Source organism: Acidovorax sp. M14, from assembly GCF_049331375.1.
Taxonomy (GTDB): Bacteria; Pseudomonadota; Gammaproteobacteria; order Burkholderiales; family Burkholderiaceae_C; genus Acidovorax.
On record NZ_CP186263.1, the window covers coordinates 1,558,000 to 1,575,786 of the forward strand.

A 17,787-nucleotide genomic window follows, 5' to 3' on the forward strand; every position below is an offset into this window, starting at 1 on the left:
CCTTGGAGATGACGGGGCGGGAGGATTGGCAATGGGGGGCATGCGCATCAAGACGGCGCTATCCCCGTCCGCTCCAGTACATCCCCCACCAGTTCCAGACGCACCAGCGGATTGTCCAGCTCCATCAACCGCTGTTTCAGCTCGAGGGGAACGGGCAGCAATTCGCACCACCGGTTGGCTACCCAGCCGCAATCATCCAGTTGCGCTGCGGTAGGCGTTGCCAAGTGAGGCATGCCCGGGTCGCGTACCTGGAGAGTGTTTAAGACCTGCGCCAATGCCGTTGACGCCTTTTTGAGATCCTCTGGAACCGGTACGGTCAGATCCCGTTCGATATGGCCTACGTCTGCCGTCCACAAACCGTGTGGCAAGTGGCGGCGCTGGGTGATCCGAAAACGCTGGCTACCACGGCATAGCACCGTGATCAGTCCAGGCTGTGGCGTTTCCAGCTGCTCGATGACGGCGAGGGTGCCGATGTCGTTGAAGCGTTCCTCCGGTACGCCAGCTTGGCGTACCTCCTGTCCCTGGGTGAGAGAGACGACGCCAAATGGTGCGCCTGCCTGGTGGCACTTGCGAACCATGTCCAGGTAGCGCACCTCAAACACTCGCAGCGCCAGCACCCCGTCCGGGAACAGGACGGAGCCTAGGGGGAAAAGCGGCAGGGACGACAAGGTGAGGGGTGGGGTCATGGGCGCGCGGGTGCCGTGGCCCGCTATCATCCCATGACACTGTCGGCTTTTGCTGCGCACCACTGCTTTTGTCTCATCCATGCTCTATCAGATCGCCTCTTTCCTGCTTGATGTTATTGGCGGCTTGCTGACCGGGGCCTGCCTCTTGCGGCTGTACATGCAGTGGCAGCGGGTGCCGTTTTCCAACCCCGTTGGTGGGTTGGTGTTTGCGTTGACCGACTGGCTGATCATGCCGCTGCGCCGGGTGATACCACCGGCGGGGCGTTGGGATGTGTCCAGCCTGGTGGCAGCGATGCTCGTGCAGCTGGTGCAGTACGCGTTGTTGACGTTGCTGCTGGGAGCTGGCTCGGCGTGGGCATGGTTGCCCTGGCTGGCCTTGTTCGGGCTGCTGCGCGTGGCGGTCTCGGGGCTGATCGGCCTGCTGATCGTCTATGCGGTCCTGTCCTGGATACAAGGCGGTCGTTCGCCGTTGGGCGATGTGATTGCACGCTTGTGCGAGCCCGTGTTGCGGCCATTTCGCCGGGTGATTCCGCTGATGGGCGGCTTTGATCTGTCACCCTTGGTGGCGCTGGTGGTGCTGCAGGTCGCGATGATCGTTTTGGGCCATTTGCAGGCCAGCGTGATGCGCTGAGGCACCAAAACGGCCCGATGCGCTAGGCGCATATGCCTCAATTGCTATTGAAAATGTAGCGTTGGTGGTGGGCGATAGGCCCGGCCCAGTCCCTTCCCAGGGACTGGGTGTTGTTCACATCACCGCGTCGGCGGGCAGCCGTTGCAGCATGGCCAGACTGCTGGCGACGGTGTTGCGCAGTTCGCGGCGGTCGCAGATGAAGTCCACGGCACCCTTGGTCTGAAGGAATTCGGCGCGCTGAAAGCCCTCAGGCAAGGTTACGCGCACGGTGGATTCGATCACTCGGGGGCCGGCAAAGCCGATCAGCGCCTTGGGCTCGGCGATCACGATGTCGCCCACGAAGGCAAAGCCGGCGCTCACGCCGCCCATGGTCGGGTCGGTCAGCACGCTGATGTAGGGCAGGCCCTTCTTGGCCAGGCGGGTCAGTGCCGCGTTGGTCTTGGCCATCTGCATCAGTGACAGCAGGCCTTCCTGCATGCGCGCGCCGCCGGTGGCGGTGAAGCAGATGAAGGGCACCTTCTGCTCAATGGCGGTTTCCACGCCGCGCACAAAGCGCTCGCCCACCACGGACCCCATGGAGCCGCCCATGAAGTCGAACTCGAAGCAGGCGGCCACCACGTTGATGCTCTTGACCGCGCCGCCCATGACGATGAGGGCGTCGGTCTCGCCGGTGTTCTCTAGCGCTTCCTTCAGGCGCTCGGGGTACTTGCGGCTGTCCTTGAACTTGAGGGCGTCCACAGGTAGCACTTCCTGGCCGATTTCGTAGCGACCTTCGGCGTCCAGAAAGGCGTCCAGGCGGGCGCGTGCGCCAATGCGGTGGTGGTGGCTGCAATGGGGGCAGACATTCTGGTTGTGTTCCAGATCCGCCTTGTAGAGCACCGTTTCGCAGCTCGGGCACTTGATCCAGAGGCCTTCGGGCACCTGGCGGCGCTCGGTGGGGTCGGTTTGCTGGATTTTGGCGGGCAGAAGTTTTTCGAGCCAGGACATGGTGTTCTCCTCTTCAGTGGCGCGACCTGCTGCATAGCCCGTAGGCGTTTGCGGGGCAGGCCGGGTGTGAATCTGTCGGCGCACCCCACAGGATGCGCCGGGCTGCATTATGCGACTAGGCGTCCAGGGCCTTGCGGATGCCACGCAGGAAGTCGATGGTCAGGGGCACCACCTTGGCGTGCTCCTGGTCTTCAATCAACTGGATGATGCGGCTACCGATGACCACGGCATCGGCCACCTTGCCAATGGCCTGGGCGGTGGCTGCGTCGCGGATGCCAAAGCCCACACCCACCGGGATGGTCACATGCTGGCGGATGCGGGGCAGCATCTGCTCCACGGCCGCCGTATCCAGCGCGCCGGAGCCGGTCACGCCCTTGAGCGACACGTAGTACACATAGCCGCTGGCTACGCGCGCCACCTGGGCCATGCGTTCGTCCGTGCTGGTGGGAGCCAGCAGGAAGATCAGGTCCATGCCGTGCGCGCGCAGGCTGGCAGCAAAAGCTTCGCATTCTTCGGGCGGGTAGTCCACGATGAGCACGCCGTCCACGCCCGCAGCGGCAGAGTCGCGCACAAACGCACCTTCGCCGTGCTTCTGGTCGTAGCGTTCCACAGGGTTGGCATAGCCCATCAGCACCACGGGTGTCGTGTTGTTGCGCTTGCGGAACTCGCGCACATGGTCCAGCACCTGCACCATGCCAATGCCCAGGCTGAGGGCTTTTTCACCCGCCTTCTGGATCACCGGGCCATCGGCCATGGGGTCGGAAAAGGGCACGCCCAGCTCGATCACGTCGGCACCGGCCTCGACCATGCCGTGCATGAGCGCGGGGGTGATGTCGGCGAACGGGAAACCGGCGGTCACATAAGGAATCAGCGCCTTGCGGCCCTGGGCTTGCAGGGCAGAAAAGGTGGATGCGATACGGCTCATTTATTTCACCAACTTGATGGGTTGCTCGCCGCCCTTGACGGACTGCCCCTGGCAGCTGGGGCGGCAGTAAAAGTCGGCGCCACTGAGATCGGCCACAGTACCAATGTCCTTGTCGCCCCGGCCCGAGAGGTTGACCAGGATCGACTGGTCTGGGCGCATGGTTTTGGCCAGCTTCATGGCATAGGCCACGGCGTGGCTGGATTCGAGCGCAGGGATGATGCCCTCGGTGCGGCACAGATAGTGGAAGGCGTCCAGCGCTTCCTGGTCGGTGATGCCGACGTACTCCGCGCGGCCGATCTCCTGCAACCAGGCGTGCTCGGGGCCTACGCCGGGGTAGTCCAGGCCCGCGCTGATGCTGTGGGTTTCGGTGATCTGGCCGTTGTCATCCTGCAAGATGAAGGTGCGGTTGCCGTGCAGCACGCCCGCGCTGCCTTTTTGCAGCGATGCGGAGTGTTTGCCCGACTCCAGGCCTTCACCCGCAGCTTCCACGCCAATCAGGCGCGTTTTCTCGAACGGGATATAGGGGTGGAAGATGCCCATGGCATTGCTGCCGCCGCCCACGCAGGCGATCACGGCATCGGGTTGCTGGCCCAGCACCTTTTGCTCGGTCAGCATGGCGGGCATTTGCTCAATGCATTCCTTGCCGATCACGCTCTGGAAGTCCCGCACCATCATGGGGTAGGGGTGCGGGCCTGCCACCGTGCCGATGATGTAGAAGGTGTTGTCCACATTCGCCACCCAGTCGCGCATGGCGTCGTTCAGGGCGTCTTTCAGGGTCTTGCTGCCGGACTCCACGGGCACCACGGTGGCGCCCAGCAGTTTCATGCGGTACACGTTGGGGCTTTGGCGCTTCACGTCTTCGGCACCCATGTACACCACGCATTCCAGGCCGTAGCGGGCGCAGATGGTGGCCGTCGCCACCCCGTGCTGGCCTGCGCCCGTCTCGGCAATCACACGGGGCTTGCCCATGCGCTTGGCCAGCATGGCTTGGCCGATCACGTTGTTGATCTTGTGTGCGCCGGTGTGGTTCAGGTCTTCGCGCTTGAGGTAGATCTGCGCGCCGCCCATTTCGCGGCTGGTGCGCGCCGCATGGTAGATGGGAGAGGGGCGGCCAACGAAGTGCTTGAGTTCGTACTGGAATTCGGCCAGAAACTCCGGGTCGCTCTGGTAGCGCGCGTAGGCCTCGCGCAGTTCCTGGATGGCGTGGGTCAGGGTTTCGCTGACGAAGCTGCCGCCGTAGGGGCCGAAATGGCCGGAAGCATCAGGTTGCTGATAGGAATTCATGGGGGTTCTTTGCAAGTTGTGCATCGGCCGCACGCACGGCGGCAACGAAGCGTTGGATCTTCACGGCGTCCTTGATGCCCTTGATGGGTTTGCCATCGGGGCCATCGGCTTCAACGCCGGAGCTGACATCAACCGCCAGCGAGAGACCCCGCGGGCGGACTTGCAAAATGCCATCGGTCACGTTTGCAGGCGTGAGTCCACCAGACAAAACGAGGTGAGAGCTGACGCTTGGTGGAAGGAGTGACCAATTGAATGCCTTGCCGCCTCCGCCAAAACCGTCGACGTGGGCGTCGAGCAGGATGGCTTGGGCGTGGGAGTAATCGTGGGCGTATTTTACGAGGTCAAACTGCGCCGCTCCATCGCCGAGGGGAATTCGGGCGGCTCGTAGATAGGGGCGTGCCCCCTGGTGGGTGGCGGCCAGGCAGTCCTGCGGCGTTTCATCACCATGAAATTGCACTGTAGCGCCAGCAATCATTGTGCTGGCTGCTATCACATTAGGAGTGGATTCGTTCACGAACAGCAGCACGGGTGTGACAAACGGCGGCAGGCGCCGGGCCAACTGCGCGGCCCGCTGAGGGGTGACCGCCCGTGGGCTGGGGGCGTAGAGCACAAAGCCCACCGCATCGGCGCCCGCAGCCACGGCTGCATCCACGTCTTCCTCGCGGGTCAACCCACAGATCTTGATGCGGGTGCGTACGTTGGCAGACGCCTGGAAAGGGGCGTGGAGGCGTTGACTGGCGGCTAGAGCCGTTGTGGTCAGTGGGGTGGCCTGGTTCATGGAAGCCAATCATACGCAGCCGTGCGCTGGGGCAGGCCCCAGGCTGCGTCGTAGACGGGCCCTTGAAAGTACAGCCCGTCTGGCGAAAACGTCGGCGCAGCCACCTTGCGGGATCGGGCTGCCAGCACCTCGGCCATCCATTCGGGAGGCTGCGTGCCCTGGCCGATGGCGATCAGGCAGCCCATGATGTTGCGGATCATGTGGTGCAAGAAGGCGTTGGCTTCAAATTCAAAACGCCAGTAACAGGGGCTCCAGCCCAGCTCTGGGTGCGGTGCACTCGCGCCCCGTCGCACGATGTCGATGCGATGCAAGGTTTTGACGGGGGTCTTGGCCTGGCAGGCGGACGCGCGGAACGAGGTGAAGTCATGCTCGCCGATCAGGTAGTCGGCTGCCTGCCGCATGGCGCCATGGTCCAGCGGGTGAAACACCCAGCCCACCCGACCGGCATCTACGCTGGGCCGCACCGGAGACTGCAGCAACACGTAGGCATACCGCCGTGCCACCGCACTGGCGCGTGCGTGAAATTGCTCAGGCACTGCCTGTGCCCATTGCACCGCAATGTCAGGCGGCAGGAAGGTGTTGGTGCCCCGCACCCAAGACGCAGCAGGGCGGTTGAGGGGGGTATCAAAGTGCACCACCTGCATCAGCCCGTGCACACCGGCATCCGTGCGGCCTGCGCAGAGCGTGCTGACCGGATGCGTAGCAAAGCGGCCCAGGGCCGCTTCGAGTTTGTCCTGCACGGTGTTGCCAGAAAGCTGGCTTTGCCAGCCGTTGTAGGCTTGGCCGTTGTAGCTGACGCCCAGCGCCACCCGGGTCATGGGGGGGCCTGGGGAAGTGCTGGGTGCTAGATCAGCGGATGGGCCGAACGGCATCAGCCCAGTTCAGCCAGCATGCGCTGCGCACGGGTCTTGAGGGCACCGCTGGACTCTGCCACCACTTCTTCAATCAGCGTGCGTGCACCATCCGTGTCACCGATGGCGTTGAACTCCTCGGCCAGTGCCAGCTTGGTGGCCAGAGGGTCGTCTTGTGCTGCGGCCGATCCGTCGTCGGCAAATTCTGGCGCCGGGGCAGCGGGTGCTTTGGCGGCAGGCGCTGCCATGGGCTTGGAGGGGGCGTTCAGGTCCAGAGACAGGTCGCCCAGGTCAAACTCCATCGGGCCAGAATCCTGTGGCTCGCCGCTCAGAGGCATCGGGCCCGACGGAGCCATGCTCAGGTCGTCACCGCTGGGGAAGTCCAGATTGGCCACGGGCGGGGGCGCCATCATGGGGCTGGGTGCGGTTTCCTGGCTGTTCCACGAGGCGCTAGGTTCTTCGGGGATGCTGGGCAAGTCCAGTTCGGGGCGCAGCGTTTGTGGTTCGCTGGCTTCGCTGCGGCTGTTGGCTGCAGTCGCCGCCGCGGCGGCCGCTGCAAACCCACCGGCTGCTGCTGGCGGCGCATCCGTCAGCGCGTCATCGGGCAGGTCCAGATCCAGATCGAGGTCCAGGTCCGGTGGCAAGGCTGCAGCAGGGCTGCCTGCGCCTGTGAAGGTGCTGGGGAAGCCGCCCGGTGGCACCGAGGGCGATTCATCTTCGGCCATGCCGGGGCGGCCGCCAGGTTGGTACAGGCGGTTCTCGGGCTCCAAGTCACGTCCGAGTTCGGCAATGCGGTTCCAGTCGGGCCCTTCGCCCTGGGTCAGCTTGAACACTTCACCAGCCACAGCCTCCAGGGCTTTTCGGTCCTGGCGCTTGGCGTAGATTTCGCCCAGTTTGACGTGCACCGAGACACGGCCGGGGTTGTGGCGCACGGCCTCTTTCAGGATTTCTTCGGCCTGGAGATCGCGGCCATAGGCCAGATACACATCGGCTTCTGCCACAGGGTCTACGTCACCGCCTGCATCCAGCTGGCTGGGAGAGTAGGCCATGGACGAGCCCGTGGTCATGTCGCTGTTGGCCGTGTCTACGCGCTGGCCGCCGCTGGCGCCAAAGAACGAGTCGGGCTGAATGCGGCTTTCGAGGAAGGAGCTGTCCACCCCGCCGTTCTGGCGACGGCGCTGGATCAGCCGGTAGGCGCCAAACCCGAGCAGACCCGCGACCAGGATGCCGCCGCCGATAGGCAGCAGCGGGTCGTCCATGAGGGTGGACAAGAAGCCAGGCTCTTCCACCGGCGCGGGGGCAGGCTTGGGAGTAGGCGCTGACTTGGGTGCAGGTGTGGGGGCGGATGCATCTGCGGCGGGAGCCGAGGCAGCCGCTTCTGCTGCCACTGGGGTGTCTGCCGGCGTGCTGGCTGCTGCCTCGGGGGCAGAAGCGGGGGCTGCAGGTGCAGCGGGCGCGGTCGGCGTGGCCGGCACGGCTGGGGTCTGCACTGCCACCCCTGCTGGCGCGCTGGCGGCACCTGCGGCGGCCGGCGCGGCACTGCTGCCGGCAGCTGCGGACGCAGCGCTCAGCTTATTCAGATCGGTAATGTTCTTGGACAACTCCGCCATCCGCGTGGCGGCTTCGCTGGCCTGCTTGTCCTTGGCGACTTGCTCTTCGGCTGCCTTTTGGCCCTTGACGGAGCCTTTGGACAGAGTGAGCTTGTCAGGTGCCGCCGTCGCGGGCTTTTTGTCTTCGACGCGCGTCTGGACGCTGCCAGAGGCAGAGCGCTGGGCTGCTGCCACTTCAGTCGACGGGGCTGCCCCCGCCAGCTTGCGGCGGAAGTCGTTGAAGTCCCGGGCCTGGGCCGCCAGAATCTGTCGTGCTTCGGGGGCTGGGGTGGATTGAGCTGCGGCCTGGTCAGGCATCTGCAGCACAGCGCCAGCCCTCAGGCGGTTGACGTTGCCCTGGATGAATGCATCCGGGTTGGCGCGCATCATGGCAACCAGCATCTGGTCGAGCGACACGCCAGCAGGCTTGTATGCGTTCGCAATGCGGCCTGCGGTGTCGCCTGCCTGCACCGTCACACCGTCTGTCGGTGCGGGGCGGGGCGCAGCCGCGCGCGGCGCGGTCGGAGCTGCCGCAGGCTCGCTGACGCGGGCCGTTGCTGCTGGGCGGGTTGCTGGCACCTGGGGCGCAGCAGGTGCAGAAATCTGAGGTGCTGCTGTGACCGCAGGCGCTGCGCGGCGCATGCTGGGCGGGTCGAACAGCATGGTGTAGCTGCGAACGATACGGCCCGATCCCCAGTTGGCATCCAGCACCAAGTCCAGGAAGGGCTCATTCACAGGCCGGTCGCTGGACAAGCGCAACACGGCGGTGCCGTCAGCGCGGCGCTGCAGCTGGATCTGCAGGTTGTTCATGGTCTGCGTGTATTCCATGCCCTGGGCACGGAAGACTTCGGGCGCAGCTGTTGTGGCACGCAGCGAGTCGGCTTCTGCGGGGGTGATCTGTGGCAGGTCGATTTCAGCGCGCAGGGGTTCTCCCAGGGCAGACTGCACGGTGATGCGGCCCAGTGCCAGCGCAGACGCGTCGCTGGTGTAGAAGCCAGCGCAAGCCACGGCCGCGGCCGCCAGGACAGAAAATTTCCAACGATGCATGTTTGCCAACAACTGATGAGGATTTTGTGCGGCTCGGACGAGCGGTGCTTTTTTTGTCATGGTCTGGTCCCGCCCCGGCGCGTGAAAATATGTAAAAAGCACCATAGCATCAATGTTTTGCACTGACAAGCTGAGGTGGCTCCGAAGCTTTGTGAGGGGTCCCGGCGCCCCAAATTGGGGCGTGCAGTTGTTGCCAATTGCCAACGTCGCGTAACCGAGTGTGTCGATGGTCCAGACGCAAAAAAGCGCGCGCAACTGGGTTTGCGCGCGCTTTTTGCGGGAGGTTATCAGGCGTTGAGCAAAATGCGCAGCATACGGCGCAGGGGCTCTGCGGCACCCCACAGCAACTGGTCGCCAATGGTGAAGGCACCCACATACTCAGGGCCCATGGCCAGCTTGCGGATGCGGCCCACGGGGATGGTCATGGTGCCGGTCACTGCCACGGGGGTCAGGTCCTTGATCGTGGCTTCGCGGGTGTTGGGTACCACCTTCACCCATTCGTTGTCGGCGGCGATCATGGCTTCGAGGTCGGCCACGGGCACATCCTTCTTGAGCTTGAAGGTCAGCGCCTGGCTGTGGCAACGCATGGCACCCACGCGCACGCAGAAGCCGTCGACCGGTATGGCGGCAGAGCCAAAACCCTCGCCCAGACCCAAAATCTTGTTGGTCTCGGCCATGCCCTTCCACTCTTCCTTGGACTGGCCGTTGCCCAGATCCTTGTCGATCCAGGGGATCAGCGAGCCGCCCAGGGGTACGCCGAAGTTGGCGGTTTCGGCGCCGGTCAGGGCGCGCTGCTTGGCAATGACCTTGCGATCGATTTCCAGGATGGCGCTCTTGGGGTCGTCGAGCAGGGCCTTCACCTCGGCGTTCAGCGTGCCGTATTGCGTGAGCAGTTCGCGCATGTGCTGCGCGCCGCCGCCCGACGCGGCCTGGTAGGTCTGGGTGCTCATCCACTCGACCAGACCGGCCTTGTAAAGTGCACCCACGCCCATCAGCATGCAGCTCACGGTGCAGTTGCCGCCCACCCAGTTCTTGCCGCCGTTGGCCAGCGCGTCCTTGATGACGGGCATGTTCACGGGGTCGAGGATGATGACCGCGTCCTTCTCCATGCGCAGGGTGGAGGCGGCGTCGATCCAGTGGCCGTTCCAGCCCGCAGCGCGCAGCTTGGGGAAGACTTCGGTGGTGTAGTCGCCGCCTTGTGCGGTGATGATGATGTCGCAGCGCTTCAGGGCATCGATGTTGAAGGCGTCTTGCAGGGTGGTTTCGTTCTTGGCCTGCGCAGGGGCCTTGCCGCCGGCGTTGGAGGTGGAGAAGAACAATGGCTCAATCAGGTCGAAGTCTTTTTCTTCGACCATGCGGTCCATCAACACTGAGCCGACCATGCCGCGCCAGCCGACCAAACCTACCAACTTGCTCATTTCAACGCCCCTTTCAGATTAAGAAACAGTGCCAGACCAGACTGTTTGCCCCGGCTCGTCTGGCCGGGAGAGGGCGCACGACGGTACCGGAGCTGGATCAGCCCTTAATAATGGTCGTGGTTTTGGTGGTGATTGCGCGCACAGCCACGCCTGCCAGGGCGGCAGTAGCGGTGTTCAGGGCGAACGGGCGGGCGGCAAACATGAGCGTGATTGTAATGGATCGCGGCTTGCACGGGGCTTGCAGCGTTGCGCGAACGCCATGAACTGCTGTGCAACGCCACCTAGAGGGCTGGGTGGATCTGCGAGCCGGGTCCTGCCCATGAAAAAGGCGACCACTGAGGGTCGCCTGTGATGGATGCCGCTTGCCGCCGCTACGAGCAGCTCGCGTGGGTGGGGCGGTTTACGCTTGCAGCGCCTTCACCACGGCGTCGCCCATCTGCGCTGTGCCGACCTTGGTGGTGCCTTCGCTGTAGATGTCGGGCGTGCGCAGGCCTTGGGCCAGCACTTTTTGCACGGCCGCTTCGATGCGCTGGGCGGCGGCTTCCTGGTTCAGGCTGAAGCGCAGCATCATCGCAGCCGACAGGATGGTGGCCAGCGGGTTGGCAACGCCCTTGCCGGCGATGTCGGGGGCGCTGCCGTGGCTGGGCTCGTACAGGCCCTGGTTGCTGCTGTTCAGGCTGGCCGAGGGCAGCATGCCGATGGAGCCGGTGAGCATGGACGCTTCGTCCGACAGGATGTCGCCGAACATGTTGCCGGTCACCACCACGTCAAATGCCTTGGGGGCCTTGACCAGTTGCATGGCCGCGTTGTCCACGTACATGTGCTGCAGTTCGACGTCGGGGTACTGCTGGCCCACTTCGGTCATCACGTCTTTCCAGAACTGGAAGGTTTCCAGCACGTTGGCCTTGTCCACGCTGGTGACCTTCTTGTTGCGCTTGCGGGCGGCCTGGAAGGCGACATGGGCGATGCGCTCGATCTCAGGGCGCGAGTAGCGCATGGTGTCAAAGGCTTCCTCTGCACCGGGGAAGTGCCCATCCACTGCCGTGCGGCGGCCACGGGGTTGACCGAAGTAGATGTCGCCCGTCAGCTCGCGGATGATGAGGATGTCCAGGCCTGCGATCAACTCGGGCTTGAGGCTCGAGGCGCCCACCAGTTGCTCGTAGCAAATCGCGGGGCGGAAGTTGGCGAACAGGCCCAGGTTCTTGCGCAGGCCCAGGATGGCTTGCTCGGGGCGCAGGGGGCGGTCGAGCTTGTCGTATTTCCAGTCGCCCACGGCGCCGAACAGGATGGCGTCGGCTTCCTTGGCGAGTTGGAGGGTGGATTCGGGCAGCGGGTGGCCGTGGGCCTCGTAGGCGGCACCGCCGACAAGGGCCGATTCCATCTCGAACTTCAGGTCGAGTGCGTTGAGGACCTTGACGGCCTCGGCCACGATTTCGGTACCGATGCCGTCACCCGGCAGAACTGCGATTTTCATTGGTTTTGCTTTGTTTTTGATAGCTGCCAGCGCATATGGATGTAGCACTTGCGGCCAATTGGGCTGAATATTGGGGTTACGACACCATGGTGTGTGCCAGCCAGGGCTTGGTGGCCAGGCGCTGGGCTTCAAAGGCCTTGATCTTGTCCGACTGGCGCAGGGTCAGGCCGATGTCGTCAAAACCGTTGAGCAGGCAGTACTTGCGGAAGGCCTGCACCTCGAACGGGATCTCCTCGCCCTGGGGGCGCACGATGACCTGGCGCTCCAGGTCGATGGTGAGCTGGTAGCCCGGAAAGGCCGCCACTTCGTCAAACAGCTGGGCGACGGTGGCCTCTGGCAGCACGATTGGCAGCAGGCCGTTCTTGAAGCAGTTGTTGAAGAAGATGTCGGCAAAGCTGGGCGCGATCACGGCGCGAAAGCCGAACTGGTCCAGTGCCCAGGGCGCGTGTTCACGGCTGGAGCCGCAGCCAAAGTTCTTGCGCGCGATGAGGATGCTCGCGCCTTTGTAACGTGGCTGGTTCAGCACAAAGTCGGGGTTGGGCTTGCGCTGGCTTTCGGGGATGCCCGGCTCGCCCTTGTCCAGGTAGCGCCATTCGTCAAACAGGTTGGGGCCAAAGCCCGTCTTCTTGATCGACTTGAGGAACTGCTTGGGGATGATGGCGTCGGTATCGACGTTCTCGCGGTCCATGGGAGCCACGAGGCCTTTGTGGAGGGTGAATTTCTGCATGTCAGGAGGCCTTATTTGGCTGCGCGCTCGATGGCCGATCCGGCCTTGCCGATGTCCTGGCCCACACCCTTGACGGTGTTGCAACCGGCCAGCAGGAACGTGAGGGTCAAAGCGATGAGGGTAGCGGTGGTTTTCATGGCAAAGCTCCTTCAGGCAAATTGGCGGATGTCTACGAAATGCCCGTGCACGGCAGCCGCAGCGGCCATGGCGGGGCTCACGAGATGGGTGCGGCCTCCAGCGCCCTGGCGGCCTTCAAAGTTGCGGTTGCTGGTCGATGCGCAACGCTCGCCAGGCTCCAGGCGGTCGGCGTTCATGGCCAGGCACATGCTGCAACCGGGTTCGCGCCATTCAAAGCCTGCGGCCTTGAAGATCTGGTCCAAGCCCTCGCGCTCGGCCTGTTCCTTGACCAGGCCCGAGCCGGGTACCACCATGGCCAGCTTCACATTGCTGGCCACCTTGCGGCCCAGGTTCTTCACCACGGCGGCGGCTTCGCGCATGTCTTCGATGCGGCTGTTGGTGCAGCTGCCGATGAACACCTTGTCGATGGTGATGTCGTTGATCGGCTTGCCCGGCGTGAGGCCCATGTAGGTCAAGGCGCGCTCGATGGCGCCACGCTTGTTGGCGTCTTTCTCCTTGTCGGGGTCCGGCACGCGGGCGTCCACGCCCAGCACCATCTCGGGGCTGGTGCCCCAGGTGACCTGCGGAACGATCTCCGCCGCGTCGAGCTTGACCACGGCGTCGAACTTTGCGTCGGCGTCAGAGTGCAGCGTTTTCCAGTACGCCACGGCCTGATCCCATTCCACGCCTGTGGGCGACAGGGGGCGGCCCTTGACGTATTCGATGGTCTTGTCATCCACCGCCACCAGGCCTGCGCGGGCACCGGCCTCGATGGCCATGTTGCACACGGTCATGCGGCCTTCCATGGTCATGGCGCGGAAGACGGAGCCGGCAAATTCAATCGTGTAGCCCGTGCCGCCGGCGGTGCCGATCTTGCCGATGATGGCCAGCACCACGTCCTTGGGCGTCACGCCCTTGGCCAGCGTGCCGTCCACCTGGACCAGCATGTTCTTGGCCTTCTTGGCCAGCAGGGTCTGGGTGGCCATCACGTGCTCGACTTCGGAGGTGCCGATGCCGTGCGCCAGTGCGCCAAACGCGCCGTGTGTGCTGGTGTGGCTGTCGCCGCAGACCACGGTCATGCCGGGCAGGGTGGCGCCGTTTTCGGGGCCGATCACGTGCACGATGCCTTGGCGCTTGTGCATGAATGGGAAGAACGCTGCCGGCGTGATCTGCGCGATGTTGTCGTTCAGCGTGGTGATCTGTTCTTTGCTGATCGGGTCGGTGATGCCGTCGTAGCCGTTCTCCCAGCCCGTGGTGGGCGTGTTGTGGTCGGCGGTGGCCACGATGGAGCTCATGCGCCAGACCTTGCGGCCCGCCTCGCGCAGGCCTTCAAACGCCTGGGGGCTGGTGACTTCGTGCACCAGATGGCGGTCGATGTAGAGGATGGAGGTGCCGTCCTCTTCGGTGTGGACAACATGCTCGTCCCAGATCTTGTCGTACAGGGTGCGTCCCATGGCGTGGCTTTCTTTCTGCTTTCGGGCTTCAGGTGGGGGATTGGATTTTAGTGTCGGGGGCTGTTTGCGCCGAGGGCGGCTCCGGCCGCGGTGCAAGGTGTTCCACCAGCAAACGGGCTGTGACGGGCAGGGCGTCAAAGTCGCGGGCCACCACGCGCAGTTCGCGGTGCGCCCAGGCATCGGTCAGCGGGATGGCCTGCAGGTTGCCCACGCCGCGCATCAGTGCAAAGGCCCGGTCGGGCAATAGCCCCACGCCCAGGCCGTTGTCGATCATGCGGCACATGGCATCGAGCCCCGTGACCTGGATGCGCTGGCGCAGCGGGCGCCCGGCAGCGGCTGCGGCTGCACGCATGGCCAGGCTGATGCTGCTGTTGGCGTGCAGGCCCACGATGTCCCAGTCCAGGACTTCTTCAAAATTGATAGCATCAAGCGCAGACAAATCATGCGCTCGGGGCACAACCAGCACCAGATTATCAGCGCGGTAGGGGCGGGTTTGCAGCTCAAGGGCACCCCCGCCGTTCGCCATGCCGATGTTGCAGATGCCCAGATCGGCGGCGCCTTCTTGCACGGCGTGCAGCACGTCGCTGGAAAGGTGCTCCTGCAGATCGATCTTGATCTGGCTGTGCTCGCGCGCGAAGGCGCCCAGGTCTTCGGGCAGAAACTGGAAGATGGCCGAAATGTTGGCGTGCATGCGCACATGGCCGCGCACGCCGTCAGCGTATTCACTCAGTTCGCCCTGCATGCGCTCCAGGCCGAACAGCACGGTGCGCGCATGGTGCAGCAGGCTCTCGCCAGCGGGCGTGAGGGTCACGCCCCGGCTGTGGCGGTAGAGCAGGGCGGTGTCCACGGCCGTTTCCAGATCCGAGAGACGCTTGCTCACGGCCGACGCCGCGATGAACTCGCGCTCGGCCGCGCGGCCGATGCTGCCGAGCTCGCACACCGCCACAAACAATTGCAGCGAGGTCAGGTCAATACGGCGCGCAAAACTGCGCTCGGAGCTTTTCATGGGGTTTTGACTTCTCGAAAGGAGAAGGTTTCCTATTTTCCCCCCATTATTAGTGGTTTGTCATCGCGATACGCGATGACTGCGATGCCCTTCTGCGCGAGAACTGCTCTTCTGGAGCGCAGAAAGAGAGACCGGGGCGGAGCTCAGGCCGTGCAGGTGCTGCCGTGTTCGGGCACCGAGGCCCGCCAGCGCAGCTCGTGTTCAACGCGTTGGCGCAGCCGGTCTGCAGCGTCCATTTCGCCATGCACCACGTACACCTGGTCGGGTGCGTGGCCCATGCTGCGCAGCCAGGCGATGAGCTGGTTGCCGTCCGCATGGGCCGATGCAGAAGACAGCTTGACCACTTCGGCCCGAACAGCCACGTCCTGGCCGTGGATGCGGATGTTTTTCTCGCCCTCAGCCAGGCGGGCGCCGCGCGTGCCCGGCGCCTGGTGCCCGGTCAGGATGATCATGTTGCGGTGGTCGCCCGCGTGCAGCGCCAGGTGGTGCAGCACGCGGCCCCCGGTGGCCATGCCGCTGGCCGACAGGATGACCATGGGCCCATGCAGCCGGGCCAGGCCTTTGGACTGTTCCGTCGTCTGGACCATGGTGGCGCCGTGTTCCAGCGCCTGCACTTCCCGCCCGCTCAGGCGGTGTTCCTGCATGTGGTGCTGGAACAGCCCTGTGGTGCTCACGGCCATAGGGCTGTCCAGAAACACCTTGAGCGATGCGGGTACCACGCCCTGCGCCTTCAGCAAACCGATGGCGTGTAGCACGACCTGTGCACGGCCCACGGCGAACACAGGCACCACGGCGATGCCCCCGCGTGCAGCCAGCCGCTGCAGGGCGGGGCCCAGTTCGTCGAGCAGACCCTCAGGCGGGTGCTCGCGGTCGCCGTAGGTGGATTCGATGAGCACCGTGTCCGCTTGGGGCGGGGCGTCTGGTGGGTTCATCAGCAAGTCGTCCGGCCGGCCCAGGTCACCGGAGAACAGGATGCGCCTGCCTCCCACCTCCAGCAGCACGCTGGCCGCCCCCAGGATGTGGCCCGCAGGCGAAAAGGTCACGCGCCAGCCGGGCAAGGGCTCGAAGGCTTTGTGGAACGGATGGATCTGGAACTGCTTGAGGCAGTGCATTGCATCCAGCCGCGTATACAGGGGCAGGGCGGGGCTGTGGCTGCTGAGCTGGTGGCGGTTGAGGAAGGCGGCGTCTTCTTCCTGCAGGTGTCCGCTGTCGGGCAGCAGGATGGTGCACAGGTCGCGCGTGCCCGGCGTGCAATGGATGGCGTGGGTATAGCCGTCGCGCGCCAGCAAGGGCAGGTAGCCGCTGTGGTCCAGGTGGGCGTGGGTCAGCACCACGGCGTCGATCTGGTGCGGCGTGACGGGCAGGGGCTGCCAGTTGCGCAGGCGCAGCTGCTTGTAGCCCTGGAACAGACCGCAATCGACCAGCAGGCTTTTGCCGTTGTAGCGCACCAGGTATTTGGAGCCGGTGACAGTGCCGGAGCCGCCTAGGAAGGTGATGTTGACGTTCATGTGTCCAGGCTCCTGACTGATCATCGATGGTGCCCATCCTACTGATCGGATCGCGCCCGTGGACATTGCCACGGCGTTTCTTGCCTTGCATCAAGAAAAAACCGCCTGCGGCCTTGGGGCTGCAGGCGGTTAGGGGCGGGGAAACCCGTGCGTTAGGGATCAGCTGAAGAAGTTCTTTAGTCGGTCCGTCCAGCTCTCGCCACTGGGCGAATGGCGCGCGCCGCCCTTCTTGAGGGAGTCTTCCAGCTCGCGCAGCAGCTTGCGCTGGTGCTCGGTGAGCTTGACGGGCGTCTCGACCGCGATGTGGCAGTACAGGTCGCCGGGGTAGCTGGCGCGCACTCCCTTGATGCCCTTGCCGCGCAGGCGGAACTGTTTGCCGGCCTGGGTGCCTTCGGGGATGTCGATCGCGGCCTTGCCTGCGAGCGTGGGCACTTCGATCTCGCCGCCGAGGGCCGCCGTGATGAAGCTCACGGGCACCTGGCAGTGCAGGTCGTCACCGTCGCGCTCGAAGATGTCGTGTTTCTTCAGGCGGATCTCGATGTACAGGTCGCCCGGTGGGCCGCCGTTGGTGCCCGGTTCGCCGTTGCCCGTGCTGCGGATGCGCATGCCGTCGTCGATGCCCGCAGGGATCTTCACCTCCAGCGTTTTTTGCTTCTTGAGCTTGCCCTGGCCGTGGCAGGTGGTGCAGGGCTCAGGAATGATCTTGCCCGTGCCGCGGCAGTGGGGGCAGGTCTGCTGCACGCTGAAGAAGCCCTGGCGCATCTGCACCGTGCCTGCGCCCTGGCAGGTGCCGCAGGTCTTCGCGCTGGTGCCAGGCTTGGCGCCGCTGCCATGGCAGGTGTCGCAGGTGTCCCAGGAGGGGATGCGGATCTGCGCGTCCTTGCCGCGCGCGGCCTCTTCCAGCGTGATCTCCATGGCGTAGCTGAGGTCGGAGCCCCGGTACACTTGGCGTCCGCCGGCTCCCCGGCCACGGCCTTGCTGGCCGAACATGTCACCGAAGATGTCGCCAAACGCCTCGGCAAAACCGCCAAACCCTTCGGCACCTGCACCGCCGGGGCCGCGCATGTTGGGGTCCACACCGGCGTGGCCGTACTGGTCGTAGGCGGCCCGCTTTTGCGGGTCGGAGAGCATTTCGTAAGCCTCTTTGGCTTCCTTGAATTTCTCTTCGGCAGGCTTGGCGGCATCACCCTGGTTGCGGTCAGGGTGATGCTTCATCGCCAGCTTGCGATAGGCCTTCTTGATTTCTTCGTCCGAGGCGTTTTTCGGAACGCCTAGGATTTCGTAAAAGTCTCGTTTGGACATAGT

General features: G+C 64.4%; 16 protein-coding genes. 1 reads left to right on the forward strand and 15 read right to left on the reverse strand.

Going from position 1 to position 17,787, the window contains the following annotated elements:
- Nucleotides 1–47: 47 nt before the first annotated feature.
- Nucleotides 48–686: an LON peptidase substrate-binding domain-containing protein gene (locus ACOYR4_RS07220; protein ID WP_422849098.1), complete on the reverse strand. Its 639-nt coding sequence runs from the start codon at nt 684–686 to the stop codon at nt 48–50.
- Nucleotides 687–765: 79 nt separating this feature from the next.
- Here ACOYR4_RS07220 and ACOYR4_RS07225 point away from each other — a divergent pair, with 79 nt between their 5' ends.
- Complete coding sequence (locus ACOYR4_RS07225; RefSeq protein ID WP_422849099.1) at nt 766–1,317, forward strand: YggT family protein; 552 nt, start codon at nt 766–768, stop codon at nt 1,315–1,317.
- A 114-nt stretch (nt 1,318–1,431) separates the two neighbouring features.
- Here the strand turns inward: ACOYR4_RS07225 and accD are convergent, their stop codons facing one another.
- The 14 genes from accD to dnaJ all read right to left on the reverse strand — a co-directional run bounded on the left by accD (nt 1,432) and on the right by dnaJ (nt 17,784).
- Entirely contained in the window at nt 1,432–2,304 is an 873-nt protein-coding gene (accD, locus tag ACOYR4_RS07230; RefSeq protein WP_015013229.1) for an acetyl-CoA carboxylase, carboxyltransferase subunit beta, read from the reverse strand.
- A 115-nt stretch (nt 2,305–2,419) separates the two neighbouring features.
- Complete coding sequence (trpA, locus tag ACOYR4_RS07235; protein ID WP_422849100.1) at nt 2,420–3,229, reverse strand: tryptophan synthase subunit alpha; 810 nt, start codon at nt 3,227–3,229, stop codon at nt 2,420–2,422.
- On the reverse strand, nt 3,230–4,513 hold the full coding sequence (gene trpB / locus ACOYR4_RS07240; RefSeq protein WP_422849101.1) for a tryptophan synthase subunit beta: 1,284 nt from the start codon (nt 4,511–4,513) through the stop codon (nt 3,230–3,232).
- Nucleotides 4,491–5,291, reverse strand: coding sequence for a phosphoribosylanthranilate isomerase (locus ACOYR4_RS07245; RefSeq protein ID WP_422849102.1), 801 nt, complete (start codon nt 5,289–5,291; stop codon nt 4,491–4,493). Before ACOYR4_RS07245 ends, trpB begins: the two co-directional genes overlap by 23 nt.
- Nucleotides 5,288–6,109 (reverse strand): tRNA pseudouridine(38-40) synthase TruA, encoded by an 822-nt coding sequence (truA, locus tag ACOYR4_RS07250; protein WP_060984512.1) that lies wholly within the window; start codon nt 6,107–6,109, stop codon nt 5,288–5,290. The genes ACOYR4_RS07245 and truA overlap by 4 nt, the downstream gene beginning before the upstream one ends.
- Nucleotides 6,110–6,162: 53 nt before the next feature.
- Nucleotides 6,163–8,778 (reverse strand): FimV/HubP family polar landmark protein, encoded by a 2,616-nt coding sequence (locus ACOYR4_RS07255; protein WP_422849103.1) that lies wholly within the window; start codon nt 8,776–8,778, stop codon nt 6,163–6,165.
- 287 nt (nt 8,779–9,065) lie between these two features.
- Entirely contained in the window at nt 9,066–10,196 is a 1,131-nt protein-coding gene (asd, locus tag ACOYR4_RS07260) for an aspartate-semialdehyde dehydrogenase (RefSeq protein ID WP_110959350.1), read from the reverse strand.
- 400 nt (nt 10,197–10,596) lie between these two features.
- Nucleotides 10,597–11,670, reverse strand: a complete 1,074-nt coding sequence (gene leuB, locus ACOYR4_RS07265; RefSeq protein WP_015013236.1) for a 3-isopropylmalate dehydrogenase — start codon at nt 11,668–11,670, stop codon at nt 10,597–10,599.
- A gap of 76 nt (nt 11,671–11,746) precedes the next feature.
- Nucleotides 11,747–12,397: a 3-isopropylmalate dehydratase small subunit gene (gene leuD, locus ACOYR4_RS07270; protein WP_015013237.1), complete on the reverse strand. Its 651-nt coding sequence runs from the start codon at nt 12,395–12,397 to the stop codon at nt 11,747–11,749.
- An 11-nt stretch (nt 12,398–12,408) separates the two neighbouring features.
- Nucleotides 12,409–12,534 (reverse strand): entericidin A/B family lipoprotein, encoded by a 126-nt coding sequence (locus tag ACOYR4_RS07275; protein WP_015013238.1) that lies wholly within the window; start codon nt 12,532–12,534, stop codon nt 12,409–12,411.
- A gap of 12 nt (nt 12,535–12,546) precedes the next feature.
- Entirely contained in the window at nt 12,547–13,968 is a 1,422-nt protein-coding gene (gene leuC / locus ACOYR4_RS07280; RefSeq protein WP_422849104.1) for a 3-isopropylmalate dehydratase large subunit, read from the reverse strand.
- A 28-nt stretch (nt 13,969–13,996) separates the two neighbouring features.
- On the reverse strand, nt 13,997–14,974 hold the full coding sequence (locus ACOYR4_RS07285; protein WP_422849105.1) for a LysR family transcriptional regulator: 978 nt from the start codon (nt 14,972–14,974) through the stop codon (nt 13,997–13,999).
- A gap of 143 nt (nt 14,975–15,117) precedes the next feature.
- Nucleotides 15,118–16,482, reverse strand: a complete 1,365-nt coding sequence (locus tag ACOYR4_RS07290; protein WP_422849106.1) for an MBL fold metallo-hydrolase — start codon at nt 16,480–16,482, stop codon at nt 15,118–15,120.
- Between the two features lie 159 nt (nt 16,483–16,641).
- Nucleotides 16,642–17,784: a molecular chaperone DnaJ gene (dnaJ, locus tag ACOYR4_RS07295; RefSeq protein ID WP_015013242.1), complete on the reverse strand. Its 1,143-nt coding sequence runs from the start codon at nt 17,782–17,784 to the stop codon at nt 16,642–16,644.
- Between the last annotated feature and the right edge of the window lie 3 nt (nt 17,785–17,787).